Origin of the sequence: Periweissella fabaria (assembly GCF_918814575.1) — a bacterium.
Taxonomy (GTDB): domain Bacteria; phylum Bacillota; class Bacilli; order Lactobacillales; family Lactobacillaceae; genus Periweissella; species Periweissella fabaria.
Genome location: NZ_CAKKNS010000001.1, coordinates 230766 through 246646, shown reverse-complemented (window position 1 = coordinate 246646; position 15881 = coordinate 230766). Strand labels below are relative to the sequence as shown.

Annotated in this window: 29 protein-coding genes and 1 tRNA gene; 1 reads left to right on the top strand and 29 read right to left on the bottom strand. The window is 37.4% G+C overall.

The window, feature by feature from the left end:
- Positions 1-2: 2 nt before the first annotated feature.
- From LQZ75_RS01265 to LQZ75_RS01155, 25 genes are all read right to left on the bottom strand, one after another.
- Positions 3-917 (bottom strand): minor capsid protein, encoded by a 915-nt coding sequence (locus tag LQZ75_RS01265; protein WP_230096030.1) that lies wholly within the window; start codon positions 915-917, stop codon positions 3-5.
- The gene (locus LQZ75_RS01260; protein WP_230096029.1) at positions 889-2454 is read right to left on the bottom strand and encodes a phage portal protein; all 1566 of its coding nucleotides are present in this window, start codon (positions 2452-2454) and stop codon (positions 889-891) included. The genes LQZ75_RS01265 and LQZ75_RS01260 overlap by 29 nt, the downstream gene beginning before the upstream one ends.
- A 1-nt stretch (position 2455) precedes the next feature.
- Positions 2456-3739, bottom strand: a complete 1284-nt coding sequence (locus tag LQZ75_RS01255; RefSeq protein ID WP_230096028.1) for a PBSX family phage terminase large subunit — start codon at positions 3737-3739, stop codon at positions 2456-2458.
- Complete coding sequence (locus tag LQZ75_RS01250) at positions 3739-4629, bottom strand: terminase small subunit (protein ID WP_230096027.1); 891 nt, start codon at positions 4627-4629, stop codon at positions 3739-3741. Before LQZ75_RS01250 ends, LQZ75_RS01255 begins: the two co-directional genes overlap by 1 nt.
- A 158-nt stretch (positions 4630-4787) precedes the next feature.
- Positions 4788-4955 (bottom strand): hypothetical protein, encoded by a 168-nt coding sequence (locus LQZ75_RS01245; protein ID WP_230096026.1) that lies wholly within the window; start codon positions 4953-4955, stop codon positions 4788-4790.
- Positions 4956-5225: 270 nt separating this feature from the next.
- A tRNA-Phe gene (locus tag LQZ75_RS01240) sits at positions 5226-5298 on the bottom strand.
- Between the two features lie 154 nt (positions 5299-5452).
- Positions 5453-5875 carry an ArpU family phage packaging/lysis transcriptional regulator gene (locus LQZ75_RS01235; RefSeq protein ID WP_230096025.1) on the bottom strand — a complete coding sequence of 141 codons (423 nt, stop codon included), beginning with the start codon at positions 5873-5875 and terminating at the stop codon, positions 5453-5455.
- Positions 5866-6210, bottom strand: a complete 345-nt coding sequence (locus LQZ75_RS01230) for a hypothetical protein (protein WP_230096024.1) — start codon at positions 6208-6210, stop codon at positions 5866-5868. The genes LQZ75_RS01235 and LQZ75_RS01230 overlap by 10 nt, the downstream gene beginning before the upstream one ends.
- Positions 6210-6563: a hypothetical protein gene (locus LQZ75_RS01225; RefSeq protein ID WP_230096023.1), complete on the bottom strand. Its 354-nt coding sequence runs from the start codon at positions 6561-6563 to the stop codon at positions 6210-6212. Before LQZ75_RS01225 ends, LQZ75_RS01230 begins: the two co-directional genes overlap by 1 nt.
- A 41-nt stretch (positions 6564-6604) precedes the next feature.
- On the bottom strand, positions 6605-6766 hold the full coding sequence (locus LQZ75_RS01220) for a hypothetical protein (protein WP_230096022.1): 162 nt from the start codon (positions 6764-6766) through the stop codon (positions 6605-6607).
- Positions 6767-6819: 53 nt separating this feature from the next.
- A complete protein-coding gene (gene ssb, locus LQZ75_RS01215) occupies positions 6820-7248 on the bottom strand; it encodes a single-stranded DNA-binding protein (protein ID WP_230096021.1) in 429 nt (142 codons plus the stop codon).
- Positions 7241-7444, bottom strand: coding sequence for a hypothetical protein (locus LQZ75_RS01210; protein ID WP_230096020.1), 204 nt, complete (start codon positions 7442-7444; stop codon positions 7241-7243). Before LQZ75_RS01210 ends, ssb begins: the two co-directional genes overlap by 8 nt.
- Complete coding sequence (locus LQZ75_RS01205; protein WP_230096019.1) at positions 7445-7648, bottom strand: hypothetical protein; 204 nt, start codon at positions 7646-7648, stop codon at positions 7445-7447. It lies immediately after the preceding gene.
- A complete protein-coding gene (locus tag LQZ75_RS01200; protein ID WP_230096018.1) occupies positions 7648-8091 on the bottom strand; it encodes a hypothetical protein in 444 nt (147 codons plus the stop codon). Before LQZ75_RS01200 ends, LQZ75_RS01205 begins: the two co-directional genes overlap by 1 nt.
- Entirely contained in the window at positions 8084-8281 is a 198-nt protein-coding gene (locus LQZ75_RS01195) for a hypothetical protein (protein WP_230096017.1), read from the bottom strand. The genes LQZ75_RS01200 and LQZ75_RS01195 overlap by 8 nt, the downstream gene beginning before the upstream one ends.
- Positions 8271-8924 (bottom strand): putative HNHc nuclease, encoded by a 654-nt coding sequence (locus tag LQZ75_RS01190; protein WP_230096016.1) that lies wholly within the window; start codon positions 8922-8924, stop codon positions 8271-8273. Before LQZ75_RS01190 ends, LQZ75_RS01195 begins: the two co-directional genes overlap by 11 nt.
- 85 nt (positions 8925-9009) lie before the next feature.
- Complete coding sequence (locus LQZ75_RS01185; protein ID WP_230096015.1) at positions 9010-9207, bottom strand: hypothetical protein; 198 nt, start codon at positions 9205-9207, stop codon at positions 9010-9012.
- A complete protein-coding gene (locus tag LQZ75_RS01180) occupies positions 9207-10115 on the bottom strand; it encodes a DnaD domain protein (RefSeq protein WP_230096014.1) in 909 nt (302 codons plus the stop codon). The genes LQZ75_RS01185 and LQZ75_RS01180 overlap by 1 nt, the downstream gene beginning before the upstream one ends.
- A 14-nt stretch (positions 10116-10129) precedes the next feature.
- Entirely contained in the window at positions 10130-10339 is a 210-nt protein-coding gene (locus LQZ75_RS09775; protein WP_354002009.1) for a helix-turn-helix domain-containing protein, read from the bottom strand.
- A gap of 51 nt (positions 10340-10390) precedes the next feature.
- Positions 10391-11197, bottom strand: a complete 807-nt coding sequence (locus LQZ75_RS01175; protein WP_230096013.1) for a PD-(D/E)XK nuclease-like domain-containing protein — start codon at positions 11195-11197, stop codon at positions 10391-10393.
- Positions 11178-12020, bottom strand: coding sequence for a phage recombination protein Bet (gene bet / locus LQZ75_RS01170; protein WP_230096012.1), 843 nt, complete (start codon positions 12018-12020; stop codon positions 11178-11180). The genes LQZ75_RS01175 and bet overlap by 20 nt, the downstream gene beginning before the upstream one ends.
- Positions 12020-12268 carry a hypothetical protein gene (locus LQZ75_RS01165; RefSeq protein ID WP_230096011.1) on the bottom strand — a complete coding sequence of 83 codons (249 nt, stop codon included), beginning with the start codon at positions 12266-12268 and terminating at the stop codon, positions 12020-12022. Before LQZ75_RS01165 ends, bet begins: the two co-directional genes overlap by 1 nt.
- 43 nt (positions 12269-12311) lie before the next feature.
- On the bottom strand, positions 12312-12437 hold the full coding sequence (locus LQZ75_RS09735) for a hypothetical protein (RefSeq protein WP_284707284.1): 126 nt from the start codon (positions 12435-12437) through the stop codon (positions 12312-12314).
- The gene (locus LQZ75_RS01160) at positions 12422-12583 is read right to left on the bottom strand and encodes a hypothetical protein (protein WP_230096010.1); all 162 of its coding nucleotides are present in this window, start codon (positions 12581-12583) and stop codon (positions 12422-12424) included. The genes LQZ75_RS09735 and LQZ75_RS01160 overlap by 16 nt, the downstream gene beginning before the upstream one ends.
- Complete coding sequence (locus LQZ75_RS01155) at positions 12583-12801, bottom strand: hypothetical protein (protein WP_230096009.1); 219 nt, start codon at positions 12799-12801, stop codon at positions 12583-12585. The genes LQZ75_RS01160 and LQZ75_RS01155 overlap by 1 nt, the downstream gene beginning before the upstream one ends.
- Positions 12802-12900: 99 nt before the next feature.
- Between LQZ75_RS01155 and LQZ75_RS01150 the strand changes: the two genes are divergently transcribed.
- Positions 12901-13398: a hypothetical protein gene (locus LQZ75_RS01150; protein WP_230096008.1), complete on the top strand. Its 498-nt coding sequence runs from the start codon at positions 12901-12903 to the stop codon at positions 13396-13398.
- Between the two features lie 58 nt (positions 13399-13456).
- Here the strand turns inward: LQZ75_RS01150 and LQZ75_RS01145 are convergent, their stop codons facing one another.
- The 4 genes from LQZ75_RS01145 to LQZ75_RS01130 form a co-directional block, all read right to left on the bottom strand.
- Positions 13457-13870: a hypothetical protein gene (locus LQZ75_RS01145; protein ID WP_230096007.1), complete on the bottom strand. Its 414-nt coding sequence runs from the start codon at positions 13868-13870 to the stop codon at positions 13457-13459.
- 134 nt (positions 13871-14004) lie between these two features.
- Positions 14005-14790, bottom strand: coding sequence for an ORF6C domain-containing protein (locus tag LQZ75_RS01140; RefSeq protein WP_230096006.1), 786 nt, complete (start codon positions 14788-14790; stop codon positions 14005-14007).
- Positions 14791-14800: 10 nt separating this feature from the next.
- Complete coding sequence (locus tag LQZ75_RS01135; RefSeq protein ID WP_230096005.1) at positions 14801-15514, bottom strand: phage antirepressor KilAC domain-containing protein; 714 nt, start codon at positions 15512-15514, stop codon at positions 14801-14803.
- Positions 15515-15525: 11 nt separating this feature from the next.
- Entirely contained in the window at positions 15526-15729 is a 204-nt protein-coding gene (locus tag LQZ75_RS01130; RefSeq protein WP_230096004.1) for a helix-turn-helix domain-containing protein, read from the bottom strand.
- Between the last annotated feature and the right edge of the window lie 152 nt (positions 15730-15881).

The window sequence follows — 15881 nt, the reverse complement described above, 5'->3', positions numbered from 1 at the left end:
GGTTAATCATCTAAATACTTATCGTACTTACTCAAATCATCATCGCTTGGAACTATACGACTCCGACAATTTGGATGCATAGCTGGTGCATTAACACCTGGCTTGAAGTCTTTGAGTGGAAATGTTTCACCATTCAAATGTCGACAAATGCTAGATGTCCGACTGTCAATGTGTGCACTAAATGTATAGCTTTCAACACCCATGTCATTGTATCGCTTAGCAATCGTTGCATTAGCCACATACGTTGACTCTGTCCTTACCAAACGTTCTGTGTTGGGCTTTGTTCCACCAAATGAATCACGTAACTTTTTGGCCGTTACTTTAGGATTGCTCCCGTTGATTGCAGCACGTACCAACTCATCTTTTAACTTGTTAGCAAGTAAATCATTATCACGCCACAAACGTTGGGAGTAATTAGCTCCACTCCATTCATTTTGGATAATCGTTTCAATCTCTTTGTCGTTCAAGGTATCAATTGTCTTACCATTCAGTAACTGATCATAGATATATGAACTCTCTTTTGATAGATAATCAGTAAACGACTTATCTTGTTTGTCACTGGCCTGGATAAGCCTAAAGTCAATCTCAAGCTTCAATAACTCTAATCGATTTAATCTAGCTGTTGTGTACTGTGCATTCAAGCGCCGTAACATTTCAGGGTTCTTGTCACTTGCTTCTCGATAATCATTGGCACGCTTAACATAATCACTCAAATCAGTTGCACGTATCTGTTTACGTGCATCATCATAGTTCAGTGTCCCATCTTCGGCATACTTGTCATAGAAGTCTGCTATTCGCTTTGAGATGTCGTCTGACGCTGCTTTATACTCCTTGAGCATTGCAGCATTCAATTTCTCATCTCTCGTGTCCAGCAAATCCATGATGTCATTAATCCGCTTGGTCCAGTAGTTGTCCATCTTGACCACCATCATCAGGCTTTAACTGTTTATAATTCGTTTGAGCAGTAAAGTCATCCATACCTTTTTGCTTTTGTTCATCGAGCCGCTTCATTTCTTCATCAGCATCCACACCAGTAAACGTTTCTAACAACTCGAACAAAGTTTCGTCACTAATGACACCATACAATGCTTTAAGCTGTGTGACCCGTTCTTCATCGTTCTGTGGCACGTTAGGCGTGAACTTGAGTTGTACTTCATTAATCACACCATATAGAGTGTTCTTAATACTCCACACGTTCCCAATAAGCCGTAACCGTCGCATAATCCCACGAGTTAGCAAACGTTCTTTAGTCTTACGTAAATTATCATTACCCATCAACTTGTACTTCATAGCTTCACCGGATTGTGTCCCGGCAAAGTTCTGGTCATTAGTATCTGGGGTAAATGTAAACCGTAAGATGTCGTCAACTAAACGTTTCTTGTATGCTTCAGCACCTGTTGAGTCGTATGTCTTCGTTAAATACTCTGCACTTGGGTTTGGTCCATCTGGATCATTGTTGTTATCCAAAATTAGTAATCGTGCTTTAAGCATGTTTTGAACGACATCAGTCTCCGAATTATCAACAGCTATCGGGTTGTTGTATTCATCAAGTACAAGCTCACCATTTTCATCAGTTTGATATTCTGGTTCGCTGGTCCCAGTCATTGGGTTACCCGTGATAACTAGGTACGCATCATTCATATCTTGTTGAAAGTTGGCTAATTCTGATTGAGATAAGTCATAAGCATCAATTCCATCTAGCACGCTCTCATAGTCACCCAAACGTTCTTCATTGTTCTTATACTCATTTATTGGCACACCTTGAAAGGGTGATGTCTCAACTCTATCAAACTTAATCCCATTGAAATCACTAGCTTCTGAACTGAAGTAGTAAATCTCATCCGCTGTATATACTTCAACAAAGCTACTAATACTAGTTGGACTGTATTTAATCTGATAAAAGCGAACGCCAAATAATGAATTACGGGCAATCGTATCATCATAAACCACAAATGTGCCTTCTGGATCTAACTTAACAATCCGTTCTTGCGATTGCTCATCCGAATAAAGCAACTCATAGGCACGCCCATAAATACTTAGATCTGTTTCAATCAAGCCATCGTGATAATCGGTACTGTTCTCTTGATTGAATTGTTCAATCTTTTCAACTAAGCCATCATCCCCGGTATATGCGATTGGATTACCCAAAATGTACCCTTGCATGAACACCGTGATGTATTTGGCCCAGTCACTTGCTATACGATTATCAGCACGATTAACATCTCGACCTGTTTCACGATACTTAATGTTGTTATCTGCTAAATAATAGCGTTTCAACTCTTTAAGGCGTGGTAGCTGGTCTGCTTGAAATACTGAAATATAATTAGTTAATTTATCTACAAATGTTTGCGCTGATAAATCTTCATATAGTTCAAAGTCCTTTGCCGCCATCTGAAAGACCGCATTAGCGTCTGGATTGAACCTTGTTTTATTTAAAAAATTTACGTTGTTCATATTACCGTCCTAATCCTAAATCTTTGAATGCCTGCATACGGTCATTTGTACTCTTTCTAGTCATGATTAATGGCTCTACTGCATATCTCATGGCGTCCATCAAGTGATTGTTTTTATCAACAGCTTTACCAACCCAACCACCTTCTTTGTCAGTATCATAAACATAAGAGTTAAGTTCTTCTATGGTGTGCTCGAGTGATGGTAGTACATGTATTTTGAAGTCTTGTAAATAAGTAACACCAAACATAATTTCGTACTTGTGTGCACGTTTCATGCCTGATATTCCTTTGTTCTTCAATTCTTGTATCATGCGATCACCACCATTGGCATAATCTGCTCTAATATCACCTTGTTGGTGTCCATGAACATAAAGCCACTTAAATATTTCATCAGTTAACATGTGTTTCTTATACATTTCTTTGTATATATACACATCTTTTGTTCTGGTATTGATGGCATATTCAATAAAAGCTGTTGGGTCTGGTCCATATCCCCAATCTATTCCACGTACAATACGAGCATTTTTAACAACTTCTCTAACATCAAATTTCTCAACAATAGTATTTTCATATATCAGACCTTCAGCCACACCCCATTCACCATCAACCGCAACTCGAGCACGCCGTGGATTACGTATCTTCATCTCTAGCAACCGGCTAACATAAGCATCGTCTAGAAATGGATTATCTCGATATGTTGTAGTAAATGCCAATGAGTTAGGCTCTCGTGTGTCTTCATCAAAGAATCTACGTTTGAGCCAATGTCTTTCGTTCCATGGGTTAAACGTGAGTATGGTTTGATAAAAGCCATTAGGATCATCAATAACACCACGCATAGACTCATCGACAACATCAAATGCTTCTTCTGATTCCAACTGATAGGATTCCTCGACCCACAGCCTGCATAAGTTACCTGTCTCCACCGATATAGATATGATAGATAAAGGCTTGTCAGCCCCACGGAACAATATCTTTTGTCCTGTCGGCTTATACGTTATTTCTGGCAATGAACTATTGAATTGAAAAAGGCCACTAACTCCTAATTGAGTAGCGACCTTTTGTAATAGTGTAAATGTAGATTGTCGATTGGTATTTGCATACCGTCTAAGTATCAGCCAATTAACATACGGCTTAGTAACTATGTCCAAGATAGCTTTACGTGCAGCTGCTTCACTCTTACCACTCCCACGACTCCCTTTATAAACAATATAACGCTTATTACTAGTAAACAACGGAGCGTAAGCTTTGCTGACCATTTTAGGTAAATTCCAATTAATCACAGGCATTACTCATCACCCCCAAATGGTTGAATATTAATAGTTACATCGTCATCTTTACCACCGTTCAACAATTCAAGTTTCTTCTTCGCCAATTCAAGGTCTGTCTTTGCTTTTTCAATCTGTAAAGCCTTTAACTTCTCATCAGGAGCTAAACGTTTCAACAATTCATCACGGGCTTTACTACGGTCATGAAGTTCAAGCTGCACTCCATCTTTACCAACTGATACTTTCTTGATCAGTGACGTATCTACATCAGCCTTATCTTTAAGCCACACTTGAGACTTATGCGCTATAATTTCAGCACCATTTGTATCAAGCACCGGCTTACCTTTACCGTCAACAACCGTTTCATCGTGACTAGCAAAGTTTACATACTCACCAATATCTGCATTAGCTTCACGCGCTAGGTCAAGCAGCAACGACTCATACGACAAATCAAGCTTGCGAGCTTTCTCTTTTTTGAGCCGTTCAATTTCAGTCCTAATCTGAACATTTCTTAACATCTTTGAGGCTAAGGTTTGCGCCGATTCATAGGTTGCATCGTACACGTTCATGTATGCTTGCGTTGCATTGTATGACTTCATGTATTCCCTTGCAAAAGCCTGTTGTTTAGCGGTTAATCCGTTATTGTTGTCTGGTGGTTTGTCTTCTTCAGGTGGTGGTGTTTTCTTCTCTAATTCATTTGAACCCTTTGAGTCCTTTTTTGAACCCTTTTTTGAACCCTTTGAACCCTCTCTTGAGTCCTTTGAGTCCTTTCGTTTTTGAACCCATCCATTTCTAGTTCGCCAAGTTTTTATAGTGTTCTTACTTAACCCATACTTAGAGGCAATGTCTTCTATGCTCATTCCCTTAATGAAATCAAACTCTGCTAACTCTTTAATCTCTTCTCGAGTCATGTCATCACACCACCTCCATTCTTTTCTATGTACACTAACTGATTAGTTATTACTAAACAGTAGCCCTGCTTTATGTTTTGCCATTACTGGCAACTATCGTGATAGGATTCGAACCCATATATTTATGCTTTGCCATTAAGCTACACGACATCGTTTCTTTATTTCATGCGTTTGTAGATACCACGGTCATATACATCTTCATGAGTTATCTTGTGATTTTTAACCAATGTTATTGCTTGTTCAGGAGAACTCTGTTTAATTTTCCGTCGTAATTCACGATTGAAAATACTTTTGTTTTCATGCTTTCTCTTAGCATTTCCTCTCATATTCTAAACTCCTCAAACATACTTATTTTGGTAACCCTACTTTCGGGGGTACCAAGCTGTAAAACGTTAGTATTACTACATTCCCGTGACACTAATATGTACGTGTTAGTTTTCATTATGCAATGGTTTCCGAATCATAATACGAAGGCGTGCGCACACCCACTAACACTTACGCAAGGTTTCCCATATAGGGATATTTTCTTTTTAGCTACCCGCGCCTAAAACGATGATAACCAACCAGCTAAAAGGGGTCGAATTACACCCCTTTTATGGAAATGGCAGGAGTCGAACCTACTACCTTCTGCGCTTCAAACAGACGCTCTACCTGGTGAGCTACACTTCCATGATTGCATCAAAAAAGACACCCATCTCTGGATGTCTAAACATGTTTCTAAACTAATTCGGAGAACCTTCCCAATTGAGGTTATGTTCATCCTATATTATATCACTAAAAGTATGACATTTACCTGACACTTTACTGACATTTTTCTGACATTTCAAGAAACAACTACATCTCGATATACCAGTAAAGATTCTATTTGATATCCATAAGCGAATTGTATATAAGCTTTATTGAGAATGCGATGACATTGTCTATCAGTCCTTTGTATTGCAACACTTACTTCAGCTACATCTCGACCTTGCAAATGATGTAATGTGATTGTTTTGCGTTGCCTAGTTTCAAGTGAATTAACCACTCTTACTACTTCTGCAACAATTTTCTTCGCATCAATGGTTGCTGCAAGCTTCTCTTCGTTTGAATTACCATAACTTGGTGATGATGGCATGTCGTTGATTGAAGGTGATTGCAAGTCTGCCAAGCTGGTACCACTAAGCAACATCCAACGTTTAAAATCATTCTTGAAAAAACGTCTTACTCGTTCTTCAGTTGCCCGTTCGTTGATTTTTTTTAGTTCCATTCACCTTCCTCCGCATACCGCACCTTTAATCCACCTCGTAGTTCTTCACCCTTTGTTATCAGCTTATGAATAACATCTGATCCAGAATATCCAAACGCCATAGCAACCGTAGCCATATTAGGATAACGTTTCTTTATCCCATACTCGTTAATTGTTATTACTGGTAATTTATCATCAAAAATTACGGAATCTTTCTTTTTCTCAGGAGGTTTACTTTTACAATGTTTTTGTAAATCTTCTAGTAATTCCTCATTGCAAGGTGATAACAATGTAATACCAGGTCCCTTAATTTCACGAGCTGCGATCTGTTCAAATATATATTTATCTTTTGCCATTACATTTCCTCCGTTAAAACGTGTTCTACATAGCTCAACTTAGTTTTACCTAAATTAACTTCATAAGGTGCTTGTTGGTACTTCAATAACCTTTCCAACATTTTTGGAAATTCATTGATTAACTCATACTTTCCATGACGAATTGTAGCTCGTTCATATCCACCCACAATTTGCTTCACATACATGTTTAGTAAGTCCTTAAACTTACGATTCGAATTACGTAACTGTTTGCCCTGCAGCTTGCTATTATATTCAATAACCTTCGGCAACTGAAACTCAATAGCTTTTAACGTATTGTCATAAATATTTGGCAACTTATTTTTGATGTAATCTAAAATCTCTTGCTCGTTCATTTGCACCTCCGAATGGGCCTTCCACCCAGACGCCTTTCGGTTTAATCTACGGCCACTAACACTCTCGAATTCTTGCTTGCACGTTTTTGATATGATGGAGCAAGTAAGTGCCTAACAGTTGCGACTTTGACACCAGTATATTCAGCTATATATTCAAGAGTTCCCATGCAAATAAACTCGTCACCCTTGTATAATGCGTACATATCATTCTCCTAATGGACAATTTTGCCCACCTGCCTATTCGGTCTATTTTTATTTAGAATGGCATATCATCGTCATTAATGTCAATATCAGCGCCACCAAAACTATTTGGCTTTGTGTTCGATTGATAACTTTGTGATTGATCAGCCTGCTTCTGGCTTTCACTACGACTTTCCAGCAAGCTAAAGCTATCAGCATTGACTTCGGTCACATATACACGTTGACCTTCTTTATTTTCATAATTCCGTGTTTGAATACGTCCTTCAATACCAACTAACGAACCCTTATGCGTGAAATTCGCAAAATTTTCAGCGTTTTTACGCCACATAACACAATTTATGAAGTCTGCTTCACGTTCACCGTTTTCGCTCTTAAATTGGCGATTAACAGCTAATGTAAAGTTTGCGGTTGCATTACCGCTTTGTGTGTAACGGAGTTCAACATCTTTGACCAAACGACCAACTAAAATTACTCGATTAATCATTTTCAATTTCCTCCAAAACAGTTGTTACTTTAGCGATGTGCAAACCTGCACTCTCGTAATAATCTTTCTTCTTACGTGCCAAAACTCGTTTAGCCGTTTCTTTAGTTTCATAAAGTCGTACGCTAAATGCAGTTCCTTTCGTTTTCTCAACAATGAAACTTCCGTCAGTTTTTACAATTCCGTAAAATTCAGTCATCTACTCCACCACCTTCTTAGCTTTGATTAATGCCTCTCTGGTTAGCCTAGCTAACATCATTTCTAAGGGGTAATGCGAATACTTTGACATGTTGATTATCAAATCCATAGTTGCTTCTTCTAATTGCTCAAGAGTCCCATCAACAGCTGCACCTTGTTTGCCAGTTTCATCAACAACTACACGAATAATTGTCTTTTGCGCCATTACTCCACCACCTTTTTAATCTTAAACTTGCCAGTGTCACGCATCGCGAATGCGAAGTCTTGGTCGAATAGTTCGTCTGGCGACGCATTTATATCTGGTACTCTATCTGTATTTACACGCCTTGGATAAAATCTTGACTCTTCAGCCATCGCATAGATAGTGTAATGAACTTTACCCGTTTTGCTATTCTCGTTAACCTGATAAATCACATACTTTGGTTTCTTTTCAACCAATTCAATCTCGCCCGCCCAAATCTTAGCAAATGTAAGTTGGTTAGCAATAGAGTCTTGAAAACCATCACAAAATATATATTTGTATAAAACTGGAAAAGATTTTTCACTTTTATAAATGTGTTCCATAGCTATATTTAGCCACATATTCCGATTGGTTAATATGCTAATTTCTCTGATAAATTCCTTGCTTTGTTCCAATTTTTCAGTCATTGATTTTATCCTCCATCGCAGCTACTACAATTGCACGCTTCTTTTCTGAATAATCAGGAGCAGGAATAATTCCCACTGAAATGTTGAAGTTAACGTCTTGATTAAATACCGCTACCTCGTTGTAACTCATTTCGCTAATTTCATCGCTAAAATTTTGATCGCTTAATGCTAGTAATCGTTTAAGATTCATTTTCATTCTCCTTGAAATATGTTTTTCTCTGTTCTTCTGTGCCATCGTGTGACCAATCACCAAGTTTTAATTGCCGTGTCATTTCAGTAGTGAGCTTAGTACCTTGCAAGTGGTACTTATCTGCAAATTTTGCCCACCCCAGTGAACTATCAGCCTCTCGATGATGAAATACACATAACTGTACTGCACGACGTCCTACGTGGCTTATTTTGCGTCTATCATTACCAGAGCCAATTGCATCAATATGGTGTAACTCGCTTGGCACTTTACCGCAAACTACACATTGCTTATTCATCAACGCTGCATACTCCATTTTTGAAGTCTCACGGTCATCTAAAACAGGGCGTCCAGTCGCTTTAATCAATATTTTATTTTCAGTCATGAACTCGATTAAGAAATCAATAAACGCATTAGTCGTGTTCACATCTCCCAATCGGTCACTCATGCTGAAACTGTCTAGGCCTGCGTACATTTGAAACCATGTATAGAACAACATCTTGGTGTATTCCAAATCGCCGTTAGTGACATCATCAATTGAGCTAAGCAACAAGAATGCAAATTTGCGTTGACTATCTGATATGTGGCGTTGATCCCGCAGATTAATTTCAATCAGCCGATGATTAAACTGAACGTATTTATTCACGAATCGCTTAGCTTCATCTGGACTATCAAAATCAATCGTTACTTGTTTACCAACCCGTTTGGTTGGCGTTGAGTAAAATTTTCAATCATTTCGCACCACCGCTTTTAACTACAACGTCCATTGCTATTGTTGTCGCCATATTTTGAGGCTCAACACCATACTCATTAGCCAGTAATATTATTAGATTTGAAATAATATCTTTTAATTCAGCACCACTACAATTGCCAGAGGCTTGTTGTTCACCGTTTTCATCAACTACAATTTCAAGAATTGTCTTTTGCATTAAAGTTCTCCTTTAGGCATACGACTAGCTTTAAGACGTTCAATAGCTTTTCGGGTAGATTCAATTTCAGCATCATCAACGGGTGTTTCAATTACTGGTACTGTTTGTTCAACTGGTGTTGGTTGCGTTGGATAATTAGGCTTCTTTTCAACAACACGTTTAGCAGGTTTGAACTTCTGCTTGTCTCGTTTAGTTTGCCGTTCTAATTTTCGTGCCTTAACATCAGCAACCGTTTTTAATTGTTGGGCACATATTTTCCTAGTAATTGCAAATACATAACTAGGAGTTCTCGCAGAATTCATAGCTGCTTCTGAAATGGCATACTCTATTAATTCAATAGCATCTTGCTGTGTAGTGAACTTTTTCATATCCTCAATATCTTTTTTAACATCTTGAGCAACCATTGAAGTTATTTGTCCAATCTCTTGCTGCCAAATGTCAAAGATTTTTGAATAGGCGGATTCATCGGTTTGGATCTCCTGTGGTAGAGGAGGAATATTTACGTCTTTAGTTATTAAGTCTTTAGTTATATTAGTACTTAGTAGTGTTGGATTTTCCGATATCGGTAAATCCGACGTCGGTTTTACCGATATCGGTTTTTCAGTAAGCGGTGAGAATGTTGGTGTATCAACGATTAGCCAATCAAAGCTACCAAATTTACCATTTGCCGAACGAGTCTGTTCTCTTTTTATGAATCCAGTCTTTTCCAATTCTTCAAGTGCTTTTCGAATAGCGTCTCTACCATTTTTAAAATGCGTGGCTATTTCATCAATATAGAAATCCCAATCATCTGGGAGAGAAAGCAAATAACTATATAAACCAACAGATTGTATGCTTAGCCCATGCTTAAAAATTTCATTCGATAAAGTTGTAAAACCCTTATCTCTTTTTTTAATCAACTTCGTCATTTTTAACTCCCGATTCATTTAACTAGTTGGAACATGTCCCAAATTTCAATACCCAAATTTTTAGAAATTGCATATCCATAGTCAAGATTTATTCCATGACCAGCGATAGCATGATATATCACACTAACGGTAATATCAGAACTATCAGCTAGTGATTTTTGTGTGAATCCTTTTTGTTTATATTTCAGTCTGAATGCGACTGGATCAATCAGTTTACAATACATACATTCTCCTAATGGGCATTCCACCCACTCGCCACTTCTGGTCTATCTTGGTTACACAAATTCAATTTCATTAACTCGAAAATGAGCTTTGAAATATCGACTATCATCGGCCGACATTCGCGGTTTAACTTCACCGTCAATGATCTGCTTGATATGCTTTTGACTGAATTTAACTTTTTCTAGTGCTTCATCCATCGACATTTGACTTGGCGAAAACATTCTTGCAATTGGTGTTTCTTCTTTTGAAACCGCCCAAATGATTGGCATGAAGTCTTTCCCATACGTTTGACGAAGCAGCTCTTGATAGATGGCCATTTGCATGTCATACTTCCGTGCATGAATGAAATGTTGTTTTTGTCCATCTTGCCAAATAGTACAATCGCCATCCAAATCTTTAACCGTCTTAAAGTCAATAAAATAGCCGTCCTCGACGTTTAAAGCATCTGTCTTACCTTTCCATAGGACGCCATCAATTTCGCCTGTAATGATTGTTTCTCGCTCTGTTCCTGCTAGCATATTCACAAACATATCATCAGCTTCAAGGCGTTTAATCATGGCTTCACATTTCTTGTATTCAGTTTTCAATTGACCCTTTGTAGATCCTCGTGATGATAGAATTTCAGGGTGTTCATTAATGAATGCTGCGTGTGCTTCTGGACTTTCAAAATAAGAATGTAAATAATTCCCCATCAGCAAAGCCGTATCATTATCAAACCACTTATATTCTCCCTTTAAATCAGCCAAAGCAGCTGCTTCATTTTGAAGAAAGTTTTTAAAAATAGAAAAGCTCATGTATTGAAAATCAGTGGTCTTTTCATAGTAATTTTCAGCGGTTAATTTAGTCGGCGTTTGAGTCATATTCTTCTCCTAATAAATTAATTTCTTCAGTATCCAATTCATCGCTATCTTCATGGACATTTTGTTCATCAACAGAATCGTTATTAGTTTGTTCCGAAGTTACAACTTCTCCTTCGACAACTTCCGCTTTACGTTCTTCCTGTTTAACATTTTTCTTTTTAAACTTATTAACTAAGTTTTCAGCCTTAGCTTGGCCAACTTCTTCTGAAGCTGGCGTCTTATCGTCAAGCGCACGGTCATCTTCTGTATACATTGCCCCTAATGATTGTGGGAATGCTTCACGAAGCGCATTAACAATCGCCGTTTTACGAATCATCGTTGCGGGCATATTTTTCCAAGTTGCCTGCCCTTTACTAAATTCTTGCATTGAAATTTGAGATTCAATAGGAAACTTACGATCTTTGCGGTATACCTTAGCCCAACCACCAACAATCTTGTCATCAGATAAAAAGAACGAACCTTTTTGTTCAACAATTTCATTGTTCCGAAGTAAGATAACTCCCGCTTCAAATCCTTCATAATTTTCATTAGATTCAGCCCGCTTCATAAATGCTTCTTTTGAAACAATCATTTGAGCTGGTCGTCCTGCAAACTTAACTAAGTAACATTCTTTCAAGAATGGATCCAAACGATTATGTTTGGCCAACATGATAAAGTTGGTTAATTCAGATTCAGTAACCGAGTTCTGTGCATTGTTGTCACCACTCACTAAGTTCATACGAACAAAGTTCATGCTTAGCTTAACTTCATTACCATTAACTTCGTATGAAGTCATCTTGTCTTGCTTTTCTGTTTGTGGCGCTTGCATTGGTTGTGTAGTCATTAGTCCATCTCCCTAAAATCTGCTTTTTCTGCTTCAAAAATAGTTACATTAATTGCTTCGTCGTACGTTGTTCCTTGTTTTTTTAACCAGACATCCAAGTCTGAATCATGGATAAATTCATCGTTATCCGTCTTCCAAACGTCTTTTATTTCATCAATTGAAATTTCACAACCAAAAATGTCAGTTACTACTAAGTCGTATGTTTCAACTTCATCTTGAAATAAGTCTCGAATTTTTGTATATAACATGTTATACTTACCTCGGACATTTCTTTCACTGGCAGCTATCAATTTATTGATGGCTGCTTTTTTTGTTGTGCCAACGTTTTTCAATTTCTTTGCGTGTGTACCAGTCATGTACATTCATTGCCGTCATTGACATAGCTGCAATGATTAAGAACACTATAATGCCGACCATACGTTCACCCCGCATAAAGCAGCAATAATTTGCATACTTGCCATAAATGCAGCAAACACTACAATTGCCGTTTCTAGCTCTCGACCTGTCACATCGTCAAATACTTTTGTTGCAACTTCATCAAATACTTGTTCGATAAATCCCATTACAACCCCACCTTTAATTCCCATTCGAGAACCCTTTCTTTAATAAATAATGTGTTCATTTTTCCGCCATTTCCTGATGGCGTGAATGCTGCAACGTTTAATCCGTCAAACTTAATCAAGTTGTCAACAATTGACGCACTAACGCCGAGATAGTCACATAAAACTCGCTTATTCATTAAGCGTGGAAATTGGTTATCAGCTAATCGTTGTTCAGTCATAATTAGCACTCCTTTTTATTTAATTTATATTTTTATTAGATTTAAAAAGTTATATTTTGGTATACTTCATATAAAATAATCTTAGGATAGGCGGCATTTATGAAAATACAATTCACATTAGATACACTCATTGCTCTCATTGCTCTAGCAGCTTCTATATACTCAATATTTAGAACGAACTGGTTAGATAGATACTCACTTGAGGTTTCCTCGTTTGAGTCTGAATTATCAAACGGTGAAATCCTTTTTGGATACTCTGTTATCAACACATCAACAAGAGTTTTAAAGGTTACTGATCTAAAAATGTATTCAAAAGGCAAAGAATTAAAGCCTTTGAATATCGATAGACAGACCGATGTGTATCAATCAGCAATATTTCATCAAATCAATTCAAGTAATATTCTTGATGAATGCATTTATTTTAAGAAACCAACTATTCTATTACCTGGCTCTAGGTTTCAGATTAGTGTGTACCTGAAACACGATCCGGATACTATCGAGTTAACCGCCGACCATCGTATTAAAGGTTTCAAAAAAACTAAGCTATTTCCGGTTAATCATCTCAATTTGAATGATATGAATAATGTTCAAAACTAATACTGCAATCAAAATATATCTCAACATTTCATTTCTCCTTTTATAGTTAATTGCTTGTTTAGCTGCGTTCTTCGTACGAAGCTGCTAAAAACTCTATATTGATCTTTACGATATTTTCTCTTAGGTGTTCAGGTTTAACATCAGTTACAAAGTCTAATTTCTGTCCGTCTATATAAACTCCATCATTTGTTACCAAAACTTTTTGACTCGGTTTTAGTGACATTTTTTTTGCGAGTTTTTTTAGGTTGTCCTCTGTTATTTCATTCCCACACAAACTGCTTAATTTGAATACAACACCATCGATCAATGCGTATTTCCCTAAATTTAATTTAGGGATTTTTTTGTACAAGTGTTCTTCAATTGAACTTAACAATGCATCTGTTCCTTGAGCGCTGGTTACAGTCGCTGTTGCTAAATATTTGTTTTGACCCACTAAATTCTTATAAAAATAGATAACTGTTTTTTCTTGCATTCCGATTACCTTCTATTATTTTTTCGGCTTCGCAGTTGAACCAAAAGCAAATCCCATCAAGAAACTGACTTGTCCTTTCAGTTCAGTGACTTCTTTTTTCAATTTTGCAATCTCTTCTTCCATTTCAGTCATGCTTACGCCTCCATCGCAATCTGAGCATTCAACTCTCGAATACGTAGTGACATGTTGATTGATGGTTGCCAATGGTGAGTGTAGTCCAAGCCTTCATTGAATCGTTTCATCGCCAACGCATCGTAACGGGGTAATTCAAAGTACTGTTTGAAATCACGACCAAATTCAGCAAACACGTTCTTACTTAATTTCTTGTAAGCAATTGAATTTTTACCGCCCAGAATGGTAGTAACTTGCTTGCGTCGTGCAACCATTAACGTTTCAGCCATGTTAGCTGGTAAGCCCATGTTGTCTTTGATATCTTCAATTTCATTTTCAACTGCCATGAAGCGTTTATCATGTTCTTGCCAACCTTTAAGTGCTAAACTAACCTGCTCTTGTGTGGTCATTGGACGTTGAGCCTGCTTTCGCATGTTGAAGTAACCATCAACAAACTTGTCGTAAATATCCCACGCTGTGTCATCTTCTAAAATCTTGAGAAGTTTTGAATAACCACGTTCAGATAATAAGTAGATGTACTTTGAACGGTTAATTGAATTTTGTGTAAATCCGTTATCGTTCAAAACGATAACGAACTCGTCTTGTTTTAAATTGATAAGATCTACACCATCTTTAAATCGTTTTTTATTACGATTAATAAGTTCATTAATTCGCATAGTTGAAGTTCTATGAATTTTTGCAATATCACGAACTAACATGCCTCGTGTTCCATCTCCGAAGCCACCTTCAATTCCAGTGAATTCATATCCTGCTACATTTTCTTTTCCGATTACTTGTAATTCGTTCATTTCTTTTCTCCTAAACTAAGAACTTATTGACAAAGAACTGTTGCCCCTTGCCGGTAACCTTTGGCGTTTTGTTGATTGAAGTGTGTCCATCTGAATGTGCAATAGACGTCTCCTTAATCTCAAACAACTGTTGCTCCATAGAACGCTGCGTTGGCATGTTGTAATCTGTTCCTTTTCGCTTAATCAAGAACCCATTTTCTCGAAGCCAACTAAATAATTTGTTTTGCCCCATTTCAATGCCATTCTGTTTAAGTATTTTGGCTAACTCACCAACCAAGATAGAGGTATGCGATGCTGATACCGCATCAGCAAATACTGCTTTAGGTTTCAACTCTGCAATTAACTTATCTTTGTTCTCTAACTTCAATTTACTAATTTGCAATGCTCTAGCCATAATTTGATCAGGACTATTCCAAGCCTTCTCGACCTGAATGAAATACATCCGTACTTCTTTTCCTTTTTCAGTTCCAGACATCATGGCAATTTGTTTTGCTGCATCGATTGTTAATGCATAATCTTGGATTGGTTTAGCAGCCCCATTATTAACAACCGTGCTTGTAAGCACACTTGTAAAATCTTCACTTTCAATCAATTGTTTTGAATTCATTTCAAACCAACGTGAGAAACGAGTATTTTTTGAAACTCCTAAAGCATCGTACAGTTGACGGGCGCTAACTTGAACATCACCTTGTTCATTTTGGTTAATCTTGATAATTTCGTTCATTTCTTTTCTCCTTAAATTTGTACATCTAATATTTTTGCTAACTTCTTTTGAATCTCGATATCTTTAGGTGTTGTGTTTCCTGCAATAGCTCGTGATACTTGTGATGGTGTTGTGTTCAACATTTCAGCAACTTCAATCTGCTTCAATCCTCGACTAACTAATGCAACTTTGAATGTATTTTGAACATTCTTTGCAGCTTGTTCTAATTCCGTCATTTATTTTCTCCTGTGTTATTATTCATCAAGTTGTTGACAAACTTTTACACAAAGTGTAATATGAATGCATACTAAATAAGCAACAAAAGGACACGTTACCCAATCAAACCGCCAAGCAAGATTTAAATATCGTTGTTTTTTGTTGCTCAATT

Bases quoted from the DNA above. Each gene is read 5' to 3' on its own strand.
- LQZ75_RS01265 (WP_230096030.1), bottom strand. From the start codon at position 917: ATGGACAACTACTGGACCAAGCGGATTAATGACATCATGGATTTGCTG.
- LQZ75_RS01260 (WP_230096029.1), bottom strand. From the start codon at position 2,454: ATGAACAACGTAAATTTTTTAAATAAAACAAGGTTCAATCCAGACGCT.
- LQZ75_RS01255 (WP_230096028.1), bottom strand. From the start codon at position 3,739: ATGCCTGTGATTAATTGGAATTTACCTAAAATGGTCAGCAAAGCTTAC.
- LQZ75_RS01250 (WP_230096027.1), bottom strand. From the start codon at position 4,629: ATGACTCGAGAAGAGATTAAAGAGTTAGCAGAGTTTGATTTCATTAAG.
- LQZ75_RS01245 (WP_230096026.1), bottom strand. From the start codon at position 4,955: ATGAGAGGAAATGCTAAGAGAAAGCATGAAAACAAAAGTATTTTCAAT.
- LQZ75_RS01235 (WP_230096025.1), bottom strand. From the start codon at position 5,875: ATGGAACTAAAAAAAATCAACGAACGGGCAACTGAAGAACGAGTAAGA.
- LQZ75_RS01230 (WP_230096024.1), bottom strand. From the start codon at position 6,210: ATGGCAAAAGATAAATATATATTTGAACAGATCGCAGCTCGTGAAATT.
- LQZ75_RS01225 (WP_230096023.1), bottom strand. From the start codon at position 6,563: ATGAACGAGCAAGAGATTTTAGATTACATCAAAAATAAGTTGCCAAAT.
- LQZ75_RS01220 (WP_230096022.1), bottom strand. From the start codon at position 6,766: ATGTACGCATTATACAAGGGTGACGAGTTTATTTGCATGGGAACTCTT.
- ssb (WP_230096021.1), bottom strand. From the start codon at position 7,248: ATGATTAATCGAGTAATTTTAGTTGGTCGTTTGGTCAAAGATGTTGAA.
- LQZ75_RS01210 (WP_230096020.1), bottom strand. From the start codon at position 7,444: ATGACTGAATTTTACGGAATTGTAAAAACTGACGGAAGTTTCATTGTT.
- LQZ75_RS01205 (WP_230096019.1), bottom strand. From the start codon at position 7,648: ATGGCGCAAAAGACAATTATTCGTGTAGTTGTTGATGAAACTGGCAAA.
- LQZ75_RS01200 (WP_230096018.1), bottom strand. From the start codon at position 8,091: ATGACTGAAAAATTGGAACAAAGCAAGGAATTTATCAGAGAAATTAGC.
- LQZ75_RS01195 (WP_230096017.1), bottom strand. From the start codon at position 8,281: ATGAATCTTAAACGATTACTAGCATTAAGCGATCAAAATTTTAGCGAT.
- LQZ75_RS01185 (WP_230096015.1), bottom strand. From the start codon at position 9,207: ATGCAAAAGACAATTCTTGAAATTGTAGTTGATGAAAACGGTGAACAA.
- LQZ75_RS01180 (WP_230096014.1), bottom strand. From the start codon at position 10,115: ATGACGAAGTTGATTAAAAAAAGAGATAAGGGTTTTACAACTTTATCG.
- LQZ75_RS09775 (WP_354002009.1), bottom strand. From the start codon at position 10,339: ATGTATTGTAAACTGATTGATCCAGTCGCATTCAGACTGAAATATAAA.
- LQZ75_RS01175 (WP_230096013.1), bottom strand. From the start codon at position 11,197: ATGACTCAAACGCCGACTAAATTAACCGCTGAAAATTACTATGAAAAG.
- bet (WP_230096012.1), bottom strand. From the start codon at position 12,020: ATGACTACACAACCAATGCAAGCGCCACAAACAGAAAAGCAAGACAAG.
- LQZ75_RS01165 (WP_230096011.1), bottom strand. From the start codon at position 12,268: ATGTTATATACAAAAATTCGAGACTTATTTCAAGATGAAGTTGAAACA.
- LQZ75_RS09735 (WP_284707284.1), bottom strand. From the start codon at position 12,437: ATGGTCGGCATTATAGTGTTCTTAATCATTGCAGCTATGTCAATGACG.
- LQZ75_RS01160 (WP_230096010.1), bottom strand. From the start codon at position 12,583: ATGGGATTTATCGAACAAGTATTTGATGAAGTTGCAACAAAAGTATTT.
- LQZ75_RS01155 (WP_230096009.1), bottom strand. From the start codon at position 12,801: ATGACTGAACAACGATTAGCTGATAACCAATTTCCACGCTTAATGAAT.
- LQZ75_RS01150 (WP_230096008.1), top strand. From the start codon at position 12,901: ATGAAAATACAATTCACATTAGATACACTCATTGCTCTCATTGCTCTA.
- LQZ75_RS01145 (WP_230096007.1), bottom strand. From the start codon at position 13,870: ATGCAAGAAAAAACAGTTATCTATTTTTATAAGAATTTAGTGGGTCAA.
- LQZ75_RS01140 (WP_230096006.1), bottom strand. From the start codon at position 14,790: ATGAACGAATTACAAGTAATCGGAAAAGAAAATGTAGCAGGATATGAA.
- LQZ75_RS01135 (WP_230096005.1), bottom strand. From the start codon at position 15,514: ATGAACGAAATTATCAAGATTAACCAAAATGAACAAGGTGATGTTCAA.
- LQZ75_RS01130 (WP_230096004.1), bottom strand. From the start codon at position 15,729: ATGACGGAATTAGAACAAGCTGCAAAGAATGTTCAAAATACATTCAAA.